Origin of the sequence: Dolichospermum sp. UHCC 0406 (assembly GCF_009712025.1) — a bacterium.
Lineage (GTDB): Bacteria > Cyanobacteriota > Cyanobacteriia > Cyanobacteriales > Nostocaceae > Dolichospermum > Dolichospermum lemmermannii.
The window spans coordinates 92,746-109,230 of sequence record NZ_VILA01000010.1 but is presented as its reverse complement, the minus strand read 5'-3'; the positions used below and the strand labels follow the sequence as shown (position 1 = coordinate 109,230).

Below are 16,485 nucleotides of genomic sequence, written 5' to 3'. Positions count from 1 at the left end.
GGTAGGGGGGCAGGGGGGCAGGGGAGAATATTTTTTCACATTACCAATTACCAATTACCAATTACCAATTACCAATTACCTATTACCCATTACCTATTACCCATTACCTATTACCCATTACCCATCACCTATTACCTATTTTGCAGCATTGCGATGCTTCTGCAATTCACTTCTTAATAGAGCGATTTCTGCCCTTAATTCGTCAATTTCTGTCTGTAAGTCTACTGGATCTCCACCAGATGAACTATTACCTGTGGTTGTACCAGTTGCAGACGATTCCGCTGCTCGATTAGCTCGTGCCATCACTTCTTCTGTAAACTGGCGTAGTTGCTCTTTAGTTTCAGCATCAAATTTGCCTAGTTCACTCAAAGCATCAGTCAAGGCGACTTCTACGCGCTCATTAATCACTTCAGCGACTGCTCTGCCTACGAAAAAGGCTTGCACAAGGGGATTACTCATAAATTTTTGTAAAGTTGCTCCGCAAAAAGAATTATAACCTGTATATAGCCCGTAATGCTTCTATCTGAAAGTTTTCTGAGGGGAATACAGTCACTGTGGAAACATGGCATTAACTGTCTTTACATTAGCGATCGCACAACTAAATCTACGTAGACAATGTAATAATATAGTAATATAAGTTGGGTGAAGTGATCGCACAACCCAACAAAACTTTTAATAATCCATTTTTTAATTATGTCTAGACTCCTGGTAACTCAATATCAAGCCGAAGTCGAAAAAATCATTCAATATGGTGGTTCTCGCAAAGAAACTTCTATTCGTGTGGCTTTTCAAAATCTCCTCAATGAATATTGCAAACCGAGAGATTTTTTACTGATTCCTGAATTAGATTATAGATTACCAAATGGTAAACTTGTTTATCCCGATGGCACAATTAAAGATGCTTTGCGGTTAGATTGGGGTTATTGGGAAAGCAAAGACCAATATGATAAATTAGATGAAGAAATAGAAAAGAAATTAAATAAAGGTTATCCCGATAGTAATATTTTATTTGAAGATTCCCAAACTGCGGTTTTAATTCAATCTAGCACAGAAACTATGCGGGTATCTATGCGCGACGCTGAGGCAGTAGATGGAATTATTACCAATTTTATTAATTATGTGCGTCCTGAAGTTAAGGATTTTCGGGAAGCGATAGAAATTTTTAAGCAAGATTTACCCACTGTATTAAATTCTCTCAGAGATTTGATAGATTGTCAAGGGGAAAATAACACATCTTTTCAAACTGCGCGGGATAAGTTTTGGGGAATTTGCAAAGAATCAATTAACCCAGAAATCAGTTTATTTGATATTCGGGAAATGATGATTCAGCATATTTTGACGGAAGATATTTTTATCAATATTTTTAATGAATCGCAATTTCACAGAGAAAATAATATTGCGGGAGAATTACAAGGGGTAATTTCTACCTTTTTTACGGGAAGCGTGAAGAAAAACACTTTGGGAACGATTGAAAGATATTATGCAGTTATTCGACGAACCGCGGCTAATATTTATAATCATCAAGAAAAACAGAAGTTTCTTAAAGCGTTATATGAGAATTTCTACAAAGCATATAATCCTAAAGCTGCGGATAGGTTGGGAATTGTGTATACTCCCAATGAAATTGTCCGGTTTATGATTGAAAGTACAGATTTTTTAGTTCATAAACATTTTGGGAAGTTGTTAGCAGATAAAGATGTGGAAATTTTAGATCCTGCGACGGGAACGGGGACTTTTATTACTGAGTTGATTGATTATTTACCAAAGCAGAGTTTAGAACATAAGTATAAACATGAAATTCATTGTAATGAGGTGGCTATTTTACCTTATTACATTGCAAATTTGAATATTGAATACACCTATAAGCAGAAAATGGGGGTGTATGAGGAGTTTGAAAATATTTGTTTTGTGGATACTTTGGATAATACATCTTTTGCGGGTAAGCAATTGGATTTGTTTGCTATGAGTGTGGAGAATACCGCAAGAATCAAAAGACAGAATGATAGAACTATTTCTGTGATTATTGGTAATCCTCCTTATAATGCAAAACAGGAAAATTTTAATGATAATAATGCTAATCGTTATTATACTGCTATAGATAAGTTAATTAAGGAATCTTATATTAAATATAGTAAAGCGCAGAATAATATTGTTGTTTATGATATGTATACTCGGTTTATTAGATGGGCTGCTGATAGACTAGGTAAAAATGGGATTATTGCGTTTGTTTCTAATAGTTCTTTTATAAATTCTATTGCTTATGATGGTTTTAGAAAAGTTGTAGCTAAAGAATTTAATGAAATTCATGTTATTGACATGAAAGGTAATGCAAGAACAAGTGGAGAAAGACGACGCAAAGAAGGTGGTAATGTCTTTAGTGATGAAATTAGAGTAGGTATAGCTGTTTATTTTTTAATTAGGAATGAAAACGCGGAAGGTTTCAAAGTTTATTATAATGAAATTGATGATTATACAGATTCAGATGAAAAGAAAAAATATTTTAGTTCCCAAAAATTTAGAGATTTAGGTTTTACTCATCTTAAACCGGATAATAATGGTAATTGGATTAATCAATCTGATAATGATTTTGATAGTCTTTTACCTTTAGTTGATAAGGATGTAAAAGCGGGTAAAGGAGAAGAAGCGGTTTTTAAGTTATTTTCTAGAGGTATAGCAACACAAAGAGATGAATGGGTTTATGATTTATCAGAAACTGCGTTAGAACAAAAAGTAAAATTTTTAATTGAAGTTTATCAAGAAACATTAAAAGATTCAAATTACCCGAACAAGGATACAATTAAATGGGATAGAGAATTAAATAAATATTTAGATAGAAGAATCAATAAAACTTTTCAACCTGAACAAATTATAAAAAGTTCATACCGTCCTTTTTATAATCAGTATTTTTACTTTGATAAGCATTTTAATGGAATGACTTATCAATGGTTTGATATTTTAAATGAAAACGATACAGAAAACAAATATATAGCTTTTTCAGCGTCAGGAAATACAAAACCCTTTCATTGTTTAGGTAGTAACACAATTATTGATTTACATTTAACCGGTGATTCTCAATGTCTCCCCCTCTACCGTTACGACAAAGAAGGAAAACGCATTGATAACATAACCGACTGGGGACTAAAACAAATTCAAACCCATTATCAAGATCCAACAATTACCAAAATAGACATCTTTCATTATACCTACGCAGTCTTACATAATCCAGCTTATCGCAGCAAATACGAACTTAACCTCAAACGCGAATTTCCCCGTTTACCATATTATGAAAACTTCCAAAAATGGGTTAACTGGGGTAAACAACTCATGGAACTACATATTAATTATGAAACAGTTACACCTTATAACTTAACCCGTCTTGATATTCCTTTAAAAGACAATCAAAAAACACCCAAAGCAAAATTAAAAGCCGATAAAACCAAAAATAGTATTATCCTAGATGATGTTACTACATTAGAAAATATTCCGAAAATAGCTTGGGAATATATGCTGGGTAATCGTTGTGCGTTAGAATGGATATTAGATCAATATAAAGAAAAGAAACCAAAAGATCCCACCATTGCGGAAAAATTCAATACTTATCGTTTCGCAGATTATAAAGAACAGGTAATTGATTTATTAATGAGAGTCTGTACCGTGAGTGTGGAAACAATGAATATAATTAAAGAAATGGAATAATCATGTATTCTGGTAGGTTGGGTTTCAGTCAGATCCCCGACTTCTTAAAGAAGTCGGGGATCTTGTAATTCGATGCTATAATCAACAAATAACGACTTGGTGTCATATTATGATGATTACTCAAGAATTAGAATGTAGAGAAAACATCTCTCAAGATGTGATTTTTCCCCCCAGTGATTTATATAGTGATGAACCTCCCGTGGAAACAGAACTACATTTAAGACAAATAATTCTCCTTTTCAAATGTCTAGAATGGTTGTGGAAAGATAGATATGATTTCTATGCTGCGGGAAATCTCACCATTTATTATAGTCCTAATCAGAAAAAATCAGAATATTTCCGAGGTCCTGATTTCTTTGTTGTGCTAGGAACAGAACGCAAAACTCGGAAAAGTTGGGTAGTTTGGAATGAAGACGGTAAATATCCCAATGTAATTTTAGAAATTCTCTCACCAACTACAGCGAATACAGATAGAGAATACAAAAAAGAACTTTATCAAAATACTTTCCGCACACCGGATTATTTTTGGTTTGATCCTTATACACTAGAATTTGCAGGTTTTCATTTATTAGATGGAAAATATCAACCTCTAGAAGCAAATGAAAAAGGACATTTATGGAGTGAACAATTAGATTTATATTTGGGAATTCATGAGGGATTATTGCGGTATTTCACACCAGAAGGAAAGCTAGTTTTTACCCCTGAAGAAACCGCAGAACGTTTAGCAGCAAAATTGCGGGAATTAAATATAGATCCTGATACAATTTAATCTAAAATCAAATGTAGGTTGGGTTAAGCGATAGCGAAGCGCTCCGCAGGAATCGCGCAACCCAACAAAAGTTTTAATAATATGTTTTAATAATATGATGTTGGGTTTCGTTCCGATTGCTCCGCGTTCACGCAGTGTCCCGCAGGGATACGTTTACGTTCCACAACCCAACCTACGGAACTAAACTCTGTTTTTGTAGCAAAAATTAATTATAACTATGCCCTACAGTGATTTTACACTAAAAAAAGTCCGTCAGGATTTAGCGATCGCCATCCATGAAGGAGGACGGTTTTTTCCAGATGTGCCTGTTGTAAAACCTGATGATTTGCTACGTCAAGAACTAGAAGAAGGTTTACCATTGGTACTTGCAAGGGGTAGTGAAAAAGCCCGTTCTGAATGGATTATTAGCCCTGTATTAACAGCAGTTCGACGATTATTAGATCGTCAAATTAGCCTTTTTTCTGGAGAAGATTTTACCGTTGATTCTAGTATTGGACTCAATGGTATTTGTGACTTTCTGATTAGTAAATCACTAAGCCAATTAGAAATTCAAGCTCCAGTAGTTATAATTATAGAAGCAAAAAAAGAAAATCTTAATGGTGGTTTAGGTCAGTGTATTGCAGAAATGGTAGCTGCCCAAAAATTTAATGCTGCTAATAATGTCAACATTCCCATAATTTTCGGTTCTGTCACCAGTGGAACTACTTGGAAATTTTTAAAACTGGAGGGTAATTCAGTCACTATTGATATTACTGAATATCCATTGCCACCAGTTGAGCCAATTTTATCATTTCTAACATGGATGTTATCAGTAAATTAATATTGTATTTGCTGGATGTTTGAATTTGCATATCAACCTCATATTTTTAAGATCAATTACCCAGGATAATGCTTGGTTAGAAATTCTTGTGCTTCCGCTTTATCCTTAATTATACCATCTACAGTAGCAGTTAATAAATCATCAAGCATTTGCTTATATTGGGGACTAGGTTTATAACCCAATTGTTTTAAATCATTCCCATTTAATAGCGGTTGAATATTTCCCCAATTTGTTAAATATTGCCAAATCCGTCTTCTGATTTTGCGGGGACTTTGTAAAGCAATTAAAATTAAAGTCTGCAAATCATATCTTTTGAGTAAATAAATAGTTTGACTGGGTTTTTCAAAAGTCGGTAATAATGTAATTATCTCAGCTTGAATTTGAGATAATTTCTCTAATCTGACAATACTATCATCAACTAATTGCAGATTTTTAGCTACTTTTACCCGATATTCTGGTTGTAAATAGGCAATTAATACTTCTAGACGCATTTGCCAATTTATTAAAGTTTGTTTTTTGTCAAACTTCCTTAAACAGTGTTTTAATAAATTTAATTGTCGAGAAAGTTCCACATCTAATTTTAAAGTAGGATGAATACATTGTAAAGCCCCCAAATTATCCAATAATTCTAAAGCTGATTGCCAATAATCTGCTGCTAATATATATTTTAATTCAGTTTTTAGTCGAGTTTGCAAAGCCGGAGTTTTACTATTTTCTTGACTAGTGCGATCATAAACTCCACTATTTATAGCATAACGAATATAAGTTTCTGTTTGTGGTTCTAGAGAAAATCCAAACCGCACTGCAAACCGCACACCGCGATAAATCCGAGTCGGATCTTCAATAAAACTATTAGCGTGTAAAATTCTAACTTGCTGATTTTGTAAGTCTATAAAACCACCAAAGAAATCTAATAATTCACCAGCACGAGGAGAAGTTAACCTTAAAGCCATGGCATTAATCGTAAAATCTCGCCGATATAAATCTTGCCGAATAGAACTAGCTTCAACCTCTGGATTAGCTGCTGGGTAAGGATAAAATTCAGTTCTAGCTGTGGCAATATCCACCCATAAGGAATCTAATACTAAATCTTTATGCCATAACAAAGCCGCAGTTTGAAAAGCACCATGAATTTCTAATCTGGCATTTTGATAAATTTGCTGTAAGGCTTTAGCTAATTCTACCCCTGCACCAACGTCTGCGGTTTTATGAAAACCATCAACGACTAAATCAATATCATTAATCATCAAACTGCGATTTTCCGCTTTTGATAATAGCAAATCTCGCACTGCACCACCAACTAAATAAAGATGCCAACCGCGTTTTTCTGCTTCTTGCGATGCTGTAGTCAGTAATTGCCAAAGTTGAGGAGTAAGACGTTTTTCTAATTCCGTACTTAGTCCTAAATCCTGAGAATCTTTTTCAGTTATTGATTCTAGATTTTGAATTGTTAATTGATGTAATTCTCTTAAAATATCGGTGCGGGTGACAATACCAACTAATTGCCCATTTTCTAATACTGGTAATCTGCCAATATCATAAGTCACCATTAAAGACTCAATTTCTGGTAAAGAGGTGTCAGGGGTAATTGTCTTTAAATTACTTGTCATATAACCTTTAACTGGTGCATGACTAAATCCATGATGTAAGGCAATATCTAAATCTCGACGGGAAATAATTCCAATTAATAAATCTTGGCTATTCACTACAGATAAACCTGAATGTCCATAACGTAATAAAATCCGCTGGGCTTCGGCTATAGTAGTATCAGGGCGAATTGTCCGCACTGGAGAAGACATCAAATCTCTAGCTGTGGGAGGATGGGGAATTTGGGCTTTTAAACCATCTAATAATTGTTGTAAAATTGGTTGTGAATCTGTAGTGCGAAGATTAAAAGATGCGGCTTGAGAATGTCCACCACCACCATGAGGTTGAAATAAGGAATTAAGATTTGTTTGGGGAATTTGCGTTCTGCCAATTACTGTTAAGCGCCAATCATTTTCACCTAAAGGATATTCATTTGCTAACAGTACAGCATCGGTTTCTGTTAAATCAATAATTTCGGAAGCTAAACCTGATAAACCAGGGACAAAACCATCGGTTTTTAGTGTTAACCAAGCAATGGTATATCCCCGCAAACAAAGATATTGTAAATCTTCTAAAGCTGCACTTAACAATTGTTGTAATTGTGGTGATAAACCAGGATCACGATAAGTAGAAATAACTGATAAATTTGCCCCTTGCTGCATTAGCCAAGCCAACGCTAAAGCATCTCTGGCTGTAGATTGTTTATAGGTTAATGAACCTGTATCCACATGAATACCCAAAGCCATTACAGTTGCTTGGGCAGAATTTAAAGAAATATTATTTTTTTGCAATTCTTCTACCATTAAGGTAGTTGTCGCCCCCACTTCGTCAATATATAATTGAGTGCTGGGAATGTCTCTTTCCTGTCCAAAATGATGATCGTAAACAATGATTTCTTGGACATTGGGTAAATCGAACCAGATAGCAGCTTTACCCAAGCGATCGCGCTTTTGAGTATCCACAACCATTAAAGAGCGAATTTTTTCAGGATTTACCGAACGTCTTTCAATTAGCGGATACTCGTCACGATGTAACGCTAAAAAGTCCCGCACAGGAGGATGTGCGCCCCCAGTCAAGACAATTTTACTCCCTGGTTTGAGACAAGTTAACCCCACTGCTGCCCCCAAAGCGTCAAAATCCGCAGTTGTGTGACAAAGAATTAAATCCATATATTTTTAAGATAGGAGTCAGGAGTCAGGAGAAAGAAGGAGTCAGGAGTCAGGAGTCAGGAGAAAGAAGGAGTCAGGAGTCAGGAGTCAGGAGAAAGAAGGAGTCAGGAGTCAGGAGTCAGGAGTCAGGAGAAAGAAGGAAGAAGGAAGAAGGAAGTAGAAGTTAGAGAATATAATTTTTATCTTAATCAATTTCCCAATCACCAATTACCAATCACCAATTACCTAAAGAAAAAACAGATTGGCGGATCAGAAGTGAGCAACTGTTACAACCAGACGTAAAATATTAATTGATCAGGTGATGCCTTATGAGTTCATAAGGTTCACTGAAAACCCTAGACTGTTTATACAGCAGCAGTTCTGGGAAAACTAAGATTTAGTTATGTTGGGAAAAACAAAATGAGCATAGTATTTCAAATCGCTTTAATATCATTAGTCTTGTTCTCCTTCGTGCTTGTGATTGGTGTACCTGTTGTTTACGCCACTCCTCAAAACTGGGTAGAATCTAAAAAACTACTCTGGGTTGGTTCGGGTATTTGGGCGGCTTTAGTCGTGTTAGTTGGTATATTAAACTTTTTTGTGATTTAGTTGAATGCTTTAATCATTCACTAACGCATACCATATACTCTATTAAGAGCAGAAAAGCTTAGGTAAAGAGTTAAACAGAAAAAATTTTCTTTTTCTAAACGACTTTTTCCTGATTGTGCTTTCCTGCTCTTCTATTTTGATGGCAGAAAAGTATATTGGTAAAGCAGTTATTGTAAATTTATTTAGAGGCAGTTATGGCAGTTTTTGAAGGAAATTTTCAGCACACCGAGTCTTTGCGCTTTGCATTGATCATTGCTCGCTTTAATGATCTTGTCACCATGAAACTCGTAGAAGGATGTAAAGATTGCTTAAAACGTCATGGTATAGATCCTGATCCAGAAGGACAGCAAGTAGACTATGTTTGGGTTCCCGGTAGTTTTGAAGTGGCCAATGTAGCCCGTCAATTAGCAATGTCTGGCCGTTATGATGCCATAATTTGCCTGGGTGCAGTCATCAAAGGACAAACACCGCATTTTGATTATGTATCATCGGAAGTTTCTAAAGGTATTGCTGCGGCCAGTTTCCAAACAGGTGTGCCGGTAATTTTCGGGATTTTGACCACAGATACCATGCAGCAAGCCCTAGAACGAGCCGGCATCAAGAGTAATCATGGTTGGGAATATGCCATGAACGCCATAGAAATGGCGACTCTCATGCGGCAATTACGCCCGAATTTAGCAGGTTAATTGGGTAATGGGTGATAGGTAATGGGTAATGGGTAATTGGTAATTGGTAATTGGTAATTGGTAATTGGTAATTGGTAATTGGTAATTGGTAATGACAACTGTACGGGCGAAGCATTTGGAGAACTATTTTTGGCAATGACCGATAATTTATCTTCCAAATGCTTCGCCCCTACTGACTTTACGGGCGAAGCATTTGGAGAACTATTTTTGGCAATGACCGATAATGTATCTTCCAAATGCTTCGCCCCTACTGACAAAAAAAGAATTTAATTTGGGGGTTGACAAAGCTGAATATATCTGGAATAATAAGTTTATTGGTGAGTTCGCGGGTGTAGCTCAGTGGTAGAGCGCAACCTTGCCAAGGTTGATGTCGTGGGTTCGAATCCCATCACCCGCTTTCTAGTTAAAGTTGATATATTAAAGTAACACTAAAGATTTTCCATCTCTACTAAATTGGTAGATGATGGATTTTTAGGTTAGGAGTTTGTTAGTAGACTTTCCCAGCTATATCATTAGACGTAATTTTAGAGTTTCCCATACTGATTTTCAGGAAAATTGGGGAATAATGTAAAAAACCGCCCAAGTTATTCATCTTGCTTGTGCAACCTCAAAAACCAGATAAAATTGACTTAAATACGGAATACGCTTGTCCTTGTCGTCGCAAGGGACATTTGATTCCTATCACGCTAACAGAAGCTTTCGGATGCGATCGCTGTCAGCAGATTTTTGTTGTCGAAGAAAATGGATATGTATTAGAGCAACTTTCTACTACCTATCCATATAAACGTGCTTGGCGTTGGAAAGGTAATAATTGGCAAATTGTTCAACCCGGATTAGGACAAAACTATTTGCCAGTAGCACTCAGCATTATTTTTGTGTTAGTGATTATATGGCTACCATTAGCTCTACGATTGGCTAATAGTTCCAATATCATAGCTTGGACAATTGTAGCAGTGCTATTGGTAATTCTGCCAGCACTAATGGTCTGGCTTACTTACAGACGTTAACTCCATGACAGGTGAAGTGATTGATGATTACCCCGAACCTATGACAAGTGCTAACCGCGCTTTTCAGGCTTCCCTGAAATTGGGAACGACTAAGGGGATAGATAGGAGTCGCGCTGTGTTAGCAATGGCACAAGCGATAGAAAGTGATTTTGATGAAATTCTCGAAGCTAATACTCTGGATTTAGAAGCAAGTCGAGAAATGGCAGTTCCCGAATTAATTTTGGACTGGTTGAAGCTAACTCCCTCTCGGTTGGAGAATACAATCAAAATTCTGCAACGATTGGGAGAATTATCTGATCCTTTACGACGGGTGAGAACTGCTGATTATCAACAGGAAGACTCTCAAAGCTATACTCAATTAATGCCTTTAGGGGTGATTGCCTTTATTTATGAGGCTTTCCCCGATTTAGGGGCGATCGCTGCTGGTTTTTGCATAAAAACTGGCAATAGTATTATTCTTAAAGGTAGTACGGAAGCTAGTAACTCCAATACAGCGATCGCTAACGCCTTGCAAACAGCCATTACTAAAGTCGGATTACCCGCAGGTTGTGTAGAATTAATCACCGCTGAACATGGTGCTTCAGTGCGAGATTTAGTTACCCAAGATCAGTATTTAAGTTTAGTTATTCCCTACGGACGTTCCAGTTTAATTCAACAGGTGGTCAGACAAGCAACCTGCCCAGTGTTAAAATCAGCAATGGGTAATTGTTATCTGTATTGGTCAATCAACAGTAGCTTAGAAATGATTCGCTGGATGATTATGGATAGCCATGAAAGCGAACCAGATCAAGTCAATGCCATTGAAAAAGTTTTAGTGCATCGTCAAGCCTTACCATCTTCCTTATCAGTGCTGTGGAGTAGTTTAAAAGAAAAAGGTTTTCAACTCAAAGGAGATGCAGAACTAGTTGCAGCATTTCCCCAATTGCAATTAGCCAAAGATGAAGAATGGGGAACACCGTATTTAACCAAAACAGTAGCTTTTAAGTTAGTAGATAGTTTAGAAAGTGCGATCGCTTGGATTAATCAATATAGTAGCAGTCATGCTGATAGTATTGTCACAGAGTCTTACCAAGAAAGTCGCCAATTTGCATTAGGAGTAAATAGCGCCTCCACCTACATAAATGCTTCCCCTCGTTTTTCTCGTCACTCCTCACGGGGAGAGGCTGTATTTTTAGGAATGTCCAATCAAAAAGGACATCGCAGGGGATTTATTAGTTTGGAAACATTGACGACGGTGAAGCATATTGTTCAGGGAAATGGACGGTTTTAGGGAAAATGTCTGAATCAGGATATCCAGGATTTAAAGATGAACAGGATTTTATTATTTTCATCTTCTTCATATTCTTCACATCCTGAAAATCTGAACACGGATTTAGCGAATTAAAGGATGAACAGGACTTTTAGGGAAAATGTCTGAATCAGGATTTCCAGGATTTAAGGATGAACAGGATTTCATTATCTTCATCTCATTCATATTCTTAATATCCTAAAAATCCTCAAATCCTGAGTATCCTGATTCAGACAAATTCACATCCTGAAAATCCTAAAATCCTGGAAATCCTGATTCAGACAAATTCACATCCTGAAAATCCTAAAATCGGTGGAAATCCTGATTCAGACAAATTCCTATCCTGAAAATCCTTAAATCCTGGAAATCCTGATTCAGACAAATTCACATCCTAAAAATCCTAAAATCCTGAGTATCCTGATTCAGACAAATTCACATCCTGGATATCCTGATTCTGACAATTAAATAATATATAGTAATTTACAGGTAAAAACCATGAATACACTGTACAATTCTGATTTTTATAGCTGGACAAAAACACAAGCACAACTACTCAAAGAAGAAAAATGGGAAACACTAGATAAACTCAACTTAATTGAAGAAATAGAAACATTGGGAAGACAAGAAAGAAGAGAATTAACCAACCGTTTAGCCTTGTTATTAGGACACCTACTAAAATGGCAACATCAACCAGAAAAACGTAGTAATAGTTGGTTAGCAACAATTCGAGAACAACGGACTCAAATCAACCGAATATTAGCAGATAGTCCCAGCTTAAAATCCTATTTAGAAGAAGCCTTTTTATTAAGTTATCAAGATGGAATTAACTTAGCAGTCAAAGAAACAAACCTCCCCTATGAAACCTTTCCAGAAAATTGTCATTATGAAATCACACAAATATTAGAACCTGAATTTTTACCAGAATTGTAACCTTCTAACCTTCTTCCTTCGCGCCTTTGCACCTTAGCGTCTTTGCGCGAAACAAAATTAACTCAACCGTTCCCGCAACCACAAAGCTAACAAAGGCATAGCTAAACGATAACCATGTTCAGCATCATAAATCAAACCCTTATGCTGTAACCCAGTTAACGCACCTTGCAGACTCCCACCCCGTGAAAGTCCATGCTTTTGAATATACTCCTTACTCTGAGGTTTATCAGTAGGATCAATAGCCAAAGATTCTAATAAATGTACCTGATTTGCAGGTAACAACATCAGCAAAGATTCATAAGTCATAGATAAATCTTTCAATAATCCTGCAATAGCCTTTTGAACATCTTCCTCCCGAATTAAACCATCTGCACAACGGGACGCAGATAACCGCCGAATAATCGCCATCCCATCGCCAATATGTCCCTGTACCGCCTCTAGAAATAGCTGTAAGGCTTGACTATGACAGTCAAAGGTGAAACCTTGCGTATGTAAAATTTCCCTCGCCCACAAGGCTAAAATATCCTTAGCTAAAGGGGCTAATTGGATAGTTTCTAGGGGATAATTAGTATCATCTGAATGTTGGCTAGACTCAGCAATGGTGGCTATTAGTACATAGCTAACATGAGGATAAGCCTTAACTTCTTTCCTAAATGTAGTTTCCCATAAACCATGACGATCCCAAGAACGAATATGGGGAAAACTTTCTAAAATCAGCAATATGCGGTGATTTAAATCAACCGCCATTATTTCCAATAAGTCTAACAAACTGGCGAAAGCTTGCCATAATTGTTCTTGTTCCAAAGAACGAATTAGTTTTAATTGAGTTTCAGAATTAAAGGTAAAAAATGCCGATGAATTTTCATTCAGCCAAGTTTGAACTTTCTCTGCTTCCCAGTTTTGACTAATCGCTTCCGCTAGTAATTGCACAAATCTCTCTGCTTCTGTAGCGCGAATGCAGTCTATTTCCAAGATAACTGTATTCACCTCCTGTGCTGCACCTCTCACTAAAGTGCGTCTCCCACTACCAGGGACTCCAGTAATTAACAAATCACCATCCTTTGCCAGTATTTCAATAATCCGCTGAAACTCTACAGAACGTCCAATTAATTGTAAGGGAGTAGACAAATTTAAATTCACTCGATTCTCGCTTTTGCGTAATATATTATAATAACTATTAAGCTAAATTTAAGGGCAACTATGGTTAGTACAATCACTAAACCAAACAATATTACCCCAGAAACTACCCCCGCAGAACAGCGAGTAGTTTTCCACAATATCAGTTGGCAAAATTATCAGCAAATTTTAGCAGCATTAGGGCAAAGTCGTTCCTCTCGACTTATCTATGATCAAGGGACATTAGAAATTACCATGCCTTTAGAAGAACATGAAAGTGCTACCAGATTAATTGAACGATTCATCTGCATTTTGGTAGAAGAAATGGGTTTAAAAATTAAAACAATGGGTTCAACTACCTTAAATCGTGATGATTTACAAAGAAGCGCTGAACCGGATAACTGTTATTACATTCAAAATCAACCTCAAGTAGTTGGGAAAAAAGTTGATTTAAATGAAGATCCACCACCCGACTTAATTGTAGAAGTAGATATTACTCATACTGACATCAATAAACTTGCTTTTTATGCCAGCATGGGTGTACCCGAATTTTGGCGTTATAACGGTGAAATAGTGCTATTTTATCAACTTCAAAATCATCAATATGTTGAAGGAGAAAAAAGTCCCACATTTTCTATAATCACCAAAGAAAAACTTTATCAATTTTTGCAAGATTGCCAAATAGATGAAGTGCAAGCTAGTAAATCCTTTCGTACTTGGGTACAACAGGAAATACAGAATTAGAAATAATTGCATAGTAGGGGCGGGGTTTTCCCCACCCTGACAATTTGCTTAACTAGCTAACAGTGTCTTTTCCAAAGGAGTCCAGCGGAAAATGCGATCGCCACCTCTCTCAATTACCACCTTAACCCGTGGTTCTAACTTAGGCAAATTCATCAAATACTCAACTTCCTGATCAGAAAGAATATTTCCCTCAATAATCCACAACACCAACCCCTTAGACTTAGGAGGTAATTGTGCCAAATGAGAACTGATCATTGGTGGTAAATAATATACATCACCCACCGCCGCACCACTACTATTGCTTCTTTTGCCTAAATGTGGTGGTCTGACACCATGAACTTGCATCAGATACGCAGCCACATCACCCAGTCCTCTCGCAGTAATATGCAATGCAACATAGCCAGTCGCCCGTAATCGGCGCAGATAGCGCCCTTCATAGCCCCCCTCCAGAGGAACATAAACACCCAACGCCCCAAATTTCTCCAAATTGCGGATGAAACCGTTGCCAGTGGTAATTAGTGCCATAGATTTTTCTCCTATCCCACTTAGATATCTCTATTATTCACTCTCTAGTGGTAGATTAAGTTAAATGAAGCAGGATATTTTTCCCAATCTTGAAAATTCGGAACCGGAATATGGGTAATTTTTCCTACCTCCGCCTCAGCATCCCATCATAAAGCAAAAAAATACTGGACAAAAAGTCATGAATAGTTTATATTATTAGATTGTGACCGAATAGTATAATTAGCTAGGCATCTTTCTTATTTAGAGTTTCTAGTTAGTCCTAGCATCTGAGTTTCTAGTTAGTTTCCCTAAAAGAATAAAACTGGCTGACTCCATAAGAGACTGCTAAACTAAAAAAGCTTTCAGGTCAAATCAAGAGCCAAATTCATATTTAAGCTCTCACACCAAATCACTCCCGTAAATCCTAAAAAAATTAGGCAAAATCTTAAACAATAGTTTAGGGTATGAAAATAAGTAGTTCCTTAGCAATAATGTTGGTTTCATGGCATTATGTTAAGACTAAGGAAAAGGATACTGAGGGTCAATAACCACTTAAGTCCTGCTACCACGGTAGAGTGCCAAAGCAACTGCTTGGACAAAAGCATTGCTGCACACAGCGCAAAGCCATCAAGCCTCGCATTGGATTCCAGAAGTAATACCTTCTCCATAGAGTAGGCACTTATTCCTGTTATTGTGATTGAGTAAGTGAAAATAAACAAATTCACTAAAGCAAAAGGGACAAAAATTGTTGCGTCGCCGAGAATTTGCACTGTTTAACGCCAGTCCAAATTTCAGAGGTAAAGTTTACACTCAAGCGACAGTGACAAAAGCTGTCCCCATTCGACTTCCAAAAAAATAGAACGAAAGGAGAACCAGTAACTGTGTCTGTAGGTATTCTCGGCACCAAGCTGGGCATGACCCAAATATTTGATGAAGCAGGAGTCTCCATTCCTGTTACCGTCATCAAAGCCGGTCCATGCACCGTTACACAAGTTAAAACGAAACAGACCGACGGTTACTCTGCCATTCAGGTTGGTTATGGCGAAGTTAAACCCAAGTCACTGAACAGACCATTGTTGGGACATTTGGCTAAATCCTCCGCCCCACCAGTCCGTCATCTGAATGAATATCGCACCGATAGCACTGGTGATTATGCTTTAGGTCAAGAAATTAAAGCAGATATTTTTAGTGCCGGTGAAATTGTAGATGTAGTTGGTACAAGTATTGGTCGCGGTTTTGCCGGTAACCAGAAGCGTAACAACTTTGCTCGCGGTCCCATGTCACACGGTTCCAAAAACCATAGAGCGCCAGGTTCTATCGGTGCTGGGACAACCCCAGGTCGTGTTTATCCCGGTAAAAGGATGGCAGGACGTTTGGGCGGTACTCGTGTCACAATTCGCAAACTGACAGTAATACGAGTAGATGCAGAACGCAACTTAATCATCATTAAAGGAGCTATTCCTGGCAAACCAGGAGCTTTAGTGAGCGTCGTTCCTGCAACTATAGTTGGCAAAAAATAGTCATTTAGTCATTGGTTAGGGGCAAAAAAAGACAACTAACAACTGACAACTGACAACTGAC

Annotated in this window: 16 protein-coding genes and 1 tRNA gene; 12 read left to right on the top strand and 5 right to left on the bottom strand. The window is 37.1% G+C overall.

Annotated features, from left to right (window positions below; all coding sequences use genetic code 11):
* Positions 1–135 precede the first annotated feature (135 nt).
* The gene (locus tag FJR09_RS09260; RefSeq protein ID WP_015079226.1) at positions 136–459 is read right to left on the bottom strand and encodes a DUF6825 family protein; all 324 of its coding nucleotides are present in this window, start codon (positions 457–459) and stop codon (positions 136–138) included.
* 234 nt (positions 460–693) lie between these two features.
* Between FJR09_RS09260 and FJR09_RS09255 the strand changes: the two genes are divergently transcribed.
* From FJR09_RS09255 to FJR09_RS09245, 3 genes are all read left to right on the top strand, one after another.
* The gene (locus tag FJR09_RS09255) at positions 694–3,696 is read left to right on the top strand and encodes a type ISP restriction/modification enzyme (RefSeq protein WP_168653003.1); all 3,003 of its coding nucleotides are present in this window, start codon (positions 694–696) and stop codon (positions 3,694–3,696) included.
* A 109-nt stretch (positions 3,697–3,805) separates the two neighbouring features.
* Entirely contained in the window at positions 3,806–4,465 is a 660-nt protein-coding gene (locus tag FJR09_RS09250) for a Uma2 family endonuclease (protein WP_015079224.1), read from the top strand.
* A 217-nt stretch (positions 4,466–4,682) separates the two neighbouring features.
* Complete coding sequence (locus FJR09_RS09245; protein WP_015079223.1) at positions 4,683–5,285, top strand: hypothetical protein; 603 nt, start codon at positions 4,683–4,685, stop codon at positions 5,283–5,285.
* A 56-nt stretch (positions 5,286–5,341) separates the two neighbouring features.
* Here FJR09_RS09245 and FJR09_RS09240 read toward each other — a convergent pair whose 3' ends face one another.
* Positions 5,342–8,041, bottom strand: a complete 2,700-nt coding sequence (locus FJR09_RS09240) for a CBS domain-containing protein (RefSeq protein ID WP_168653392.1) — start codon at positions 8,039–8,041, stop codon at positions 5,342–5,344.
* On the opposite strand from FJR09_RS09240, the gene FJR09_RS09235 reads away from it, so the two are divergent.
* The 3 genes from FJR09_RS09235 to ribH all read left to right on the top strand — a co-directional run bounded on the left by FJR09_RS09235 (position 8,017) and on the right by ribH (position 9,315).
* Positions 8,017–8,208 (top strand): hypothetical protein, encoded by a 192-nt coding sequence (locus tag FJR09_RS09235; RefSeq protein WP_168653393.1) that lies wholly within the window; start codon positions 8,017–8,019, stop codon positions 8,206–8,208. The genes FJR09_RS09240 and FJR09_RS09235 overlap by 25 nt on opposite strands.
* A 232-nt stretch (positions 8,209–8,440) precedes the next feature.
* Positions 8,441–8,629 carry a photosystem II reaction center protein PsbZ gene (gene psbZ / locus FJR09_RS09230; protein WP_015079221.1) on the top strand — a complete coding sequence of 63 codons (189 nt, stop codon included), beginning with the start codon at positions 8,441–8,443 and terminating at the stop codon, positions 8,627–8,629.
* Between the two features lie 194 nt (positions 8,630–8,823).
* A complete protein-coding gene (gene ribH / locus FJR09_RS09225; protein ID WP_168633957.1) occupies positions 8,824–9,315 on the top strand; it encodes a 6,7-dimethyl-8-ribityllumazine synthase in 492 nt (163 codons plus the stop codon).
* Here ribH and FJR09_RS09220 read toward each other — a convergent pair.
* Complete coding sequence (locus FJR09_RS09220) at positions 9,312–9,572, bottom strand: hypothetical protein (protein ID WP_168654064.1); 261 nt, start codon at positions 9,570–9,572, stop codon at positions 9,312–9,314. The genes ribH and FJR09_RS09220 overlap by 4 nt on opposite strands.
* A 68-nt stretch (positions 9,573–9,640) precedes the next feature.
* Between FJR09_RS09220 and FJR09_RS09215 the strand changes: the two genes are divergently transcribed.
* The 4 genes from FJR09_RS09215 (at position 9,641) to FJR09_RS09200 (ending at position 12,540) form a co-directional block, all read left to right on the top strand.
* Positions 9,641–9,712, top strand: a tRNA-Gly gene (locus tag FJR09_RS09215).
* Between the two features lie 202 nt (positions 9,713–9,914).
* The gene (locus tag FJR09_RS09210; protein ID WP_015079219.1) at positions 9,915–10,322 is read left to right on the top strand and encodes a hypothetical protein; all 408 of its coding nucleotides are present in this window, start codon (positions 9,915–9,917) and stop codon (positions 10,320–10,322) included.
* A gap of 4 nt (positions 10,323–10,326) precedes the next feature.
* Complete coding sequence (locus FJR09_RS09205; RefSeq protein WP_015079218.1) at positions 10,327–11,592, top strand: glutamate-5-semialdehyde dehydrogenase; 1,266 nt, start codon at positions 10,327–10,329, stop codon at positions 11,590–11,592.
* Between the two features lie 513 nt (positions 11,593–12,105).
* On the top strand, positions 12,106–12,540 hold the full coding sequence (locus tag FJR09_RS09200; protein ID WP_015079217.1) for a DUF29 domain-containing protein: 435 nt from the start codon (positions 12,106–12,108) through the stop codon (positions 12,538–12,540).
* Between the two features lie 57 nt (positions 12,541–12,597).
* Here FJR09_RS09200 and FJR09_RS09195 read toward each other — a convergent pair whose 3' ends face one another.
* Positions 12,598–13,680, bottom strand: coding sequence for an ATP-binding protein (locus FJR09_RS09195; RefSeq protein ID WP_174782906.1), 1,083 nt, complete (start codon positions 13,678–13,680; stop codon positions 12,598–12,600).
* Between the two features lie 60 nt (positions 13,681–13,740).
* Here FJR09_RS09195 and FJR09_RS09190 point away from each other — a divergent pair, with 60 nt between their 5' ends.
* Complete coding sequence (locus FJR09_RS09190) at positions 13,741–14,400, top strand: Uma2 family endonuclease (RefSeq protein ID WP_015079215.1); 660 nt, start codon at positions 13,741–13,743, stop codon at positions 14,398–14,400.
* Positions 14,401–14,448: 48 nt separating this feature from the next.
* On the opposite strand, the gene FJR09_RS09185 is transcribed toward FJR09_RS09190, so the two are convergent.
* A complete protein-coding gene (locus FJR09_RS09185; protein ID WP_015079214.1) occupies positions 14,449–14,925 on the bottom strand; it encodes an NAD(P)H-quinone oxidoreductase subunit N in 477 nt (158 codons plus the stop codon).
* An 860-nt stretch (positions 14,926–15,785) separates the two neighbouring features.
* Here FJR09_RS09185 and rplC point away from each other — a divergent pair.
* Positions 15,786–16,424, top strand: coding sequence for a 50S ribosomal protein L3 (rplC, locus tag FJR09_RS09180; protein WP_148762861.1), 639 nt, complete (start codon positions 15,786–15,788; stop codon positions 16,422–16,424).
* Positions 16,425–16,485 lie beyond the last annotated feature (61 nt).

What these genes read in the sequence shown, in the direction of transcription:
- FJR09_RS09260 (WP_015079226.1), bottom strand. Translation starts at nt 459, where the DNA reads ATGAGTAATCCCCTTGTGCAAGCCTTTTTCGTAGGCAGAGCAGTCGCT.
- FJR09_RS09255 (WP_168653003.1), top strand. Translation starts at nt 694, where the DNA reads ATGTCTAGACTCCTGGTAACTCAATATCAAGCCGAAGTCGAAAAAATC.
- FJR09_RS09250 (WP_015079224.1), top strand. Translation starts at nt 3,806, where the DNA reads ATGATGATTACTCAAGAATTAGAATGTAGAGAAAACATCTCTCAAGAT.
- FJR09_RS09245 (WP_015079223.1), top strand. Translation starts at nt 4,683, where the DNA reads ATGCCCTACAGTGATTTTACACTAAAAAAAGTCCGTCAGGATTTAGCG.
- FJR09_RS09240 (WP_168653392.1), bottom strand. Translation starts at nt 8,041, where the DNA reads ATGGATTTAATTCTTTGTCACACAACTGCGGATTTTGACGCTTTGGGG.
- psbZ (WP_015079221.1), top strand. Translation starts at nt 8,441, where the DNA reads ATGAGCATAGTATTTCAAATCGCTTTAATATCATTAGTCTTGTTCTCC.
- ribH (WP_168633957.1), top strand. Translation starts at nt 8,824, where the DNA reads ATGGCAGTTTTTGAAGGAAATTTTCAGCACACCGAGTCTTTGCGCTTT.
- FJR09_RS09205 (WP_015079218.1), top strand. Translation starts at nt 10,327, where the DNA reads ATGACAGGTGAAGTGATTGATGATTACCCCGAACCTATGACAAGTGCT.
- FJR09_RS09200 (WP_015079217.1), top strand. Translation starts at nt 12,106, where the DNA reads ATGAATACACTGTACAATTCTGATTTTTATAGCTGGACAAAAACACAA.
- FJR09_RS09190 (WP_015079215.1), top strand. Translation starts at nt 13,741, where the DNA reads ATGGTTAGTACAATCACTAAACCAAACAATATTACCCCAGAAACTACC.
- FJR09_RS09185 (WP_015079214.1), bottom strand. Translation starts at nt 14,925, where the DNA reads ATGGCACTAATTACCACTGGCAACGGTTTCATCCGCAATTTGGAGAAA.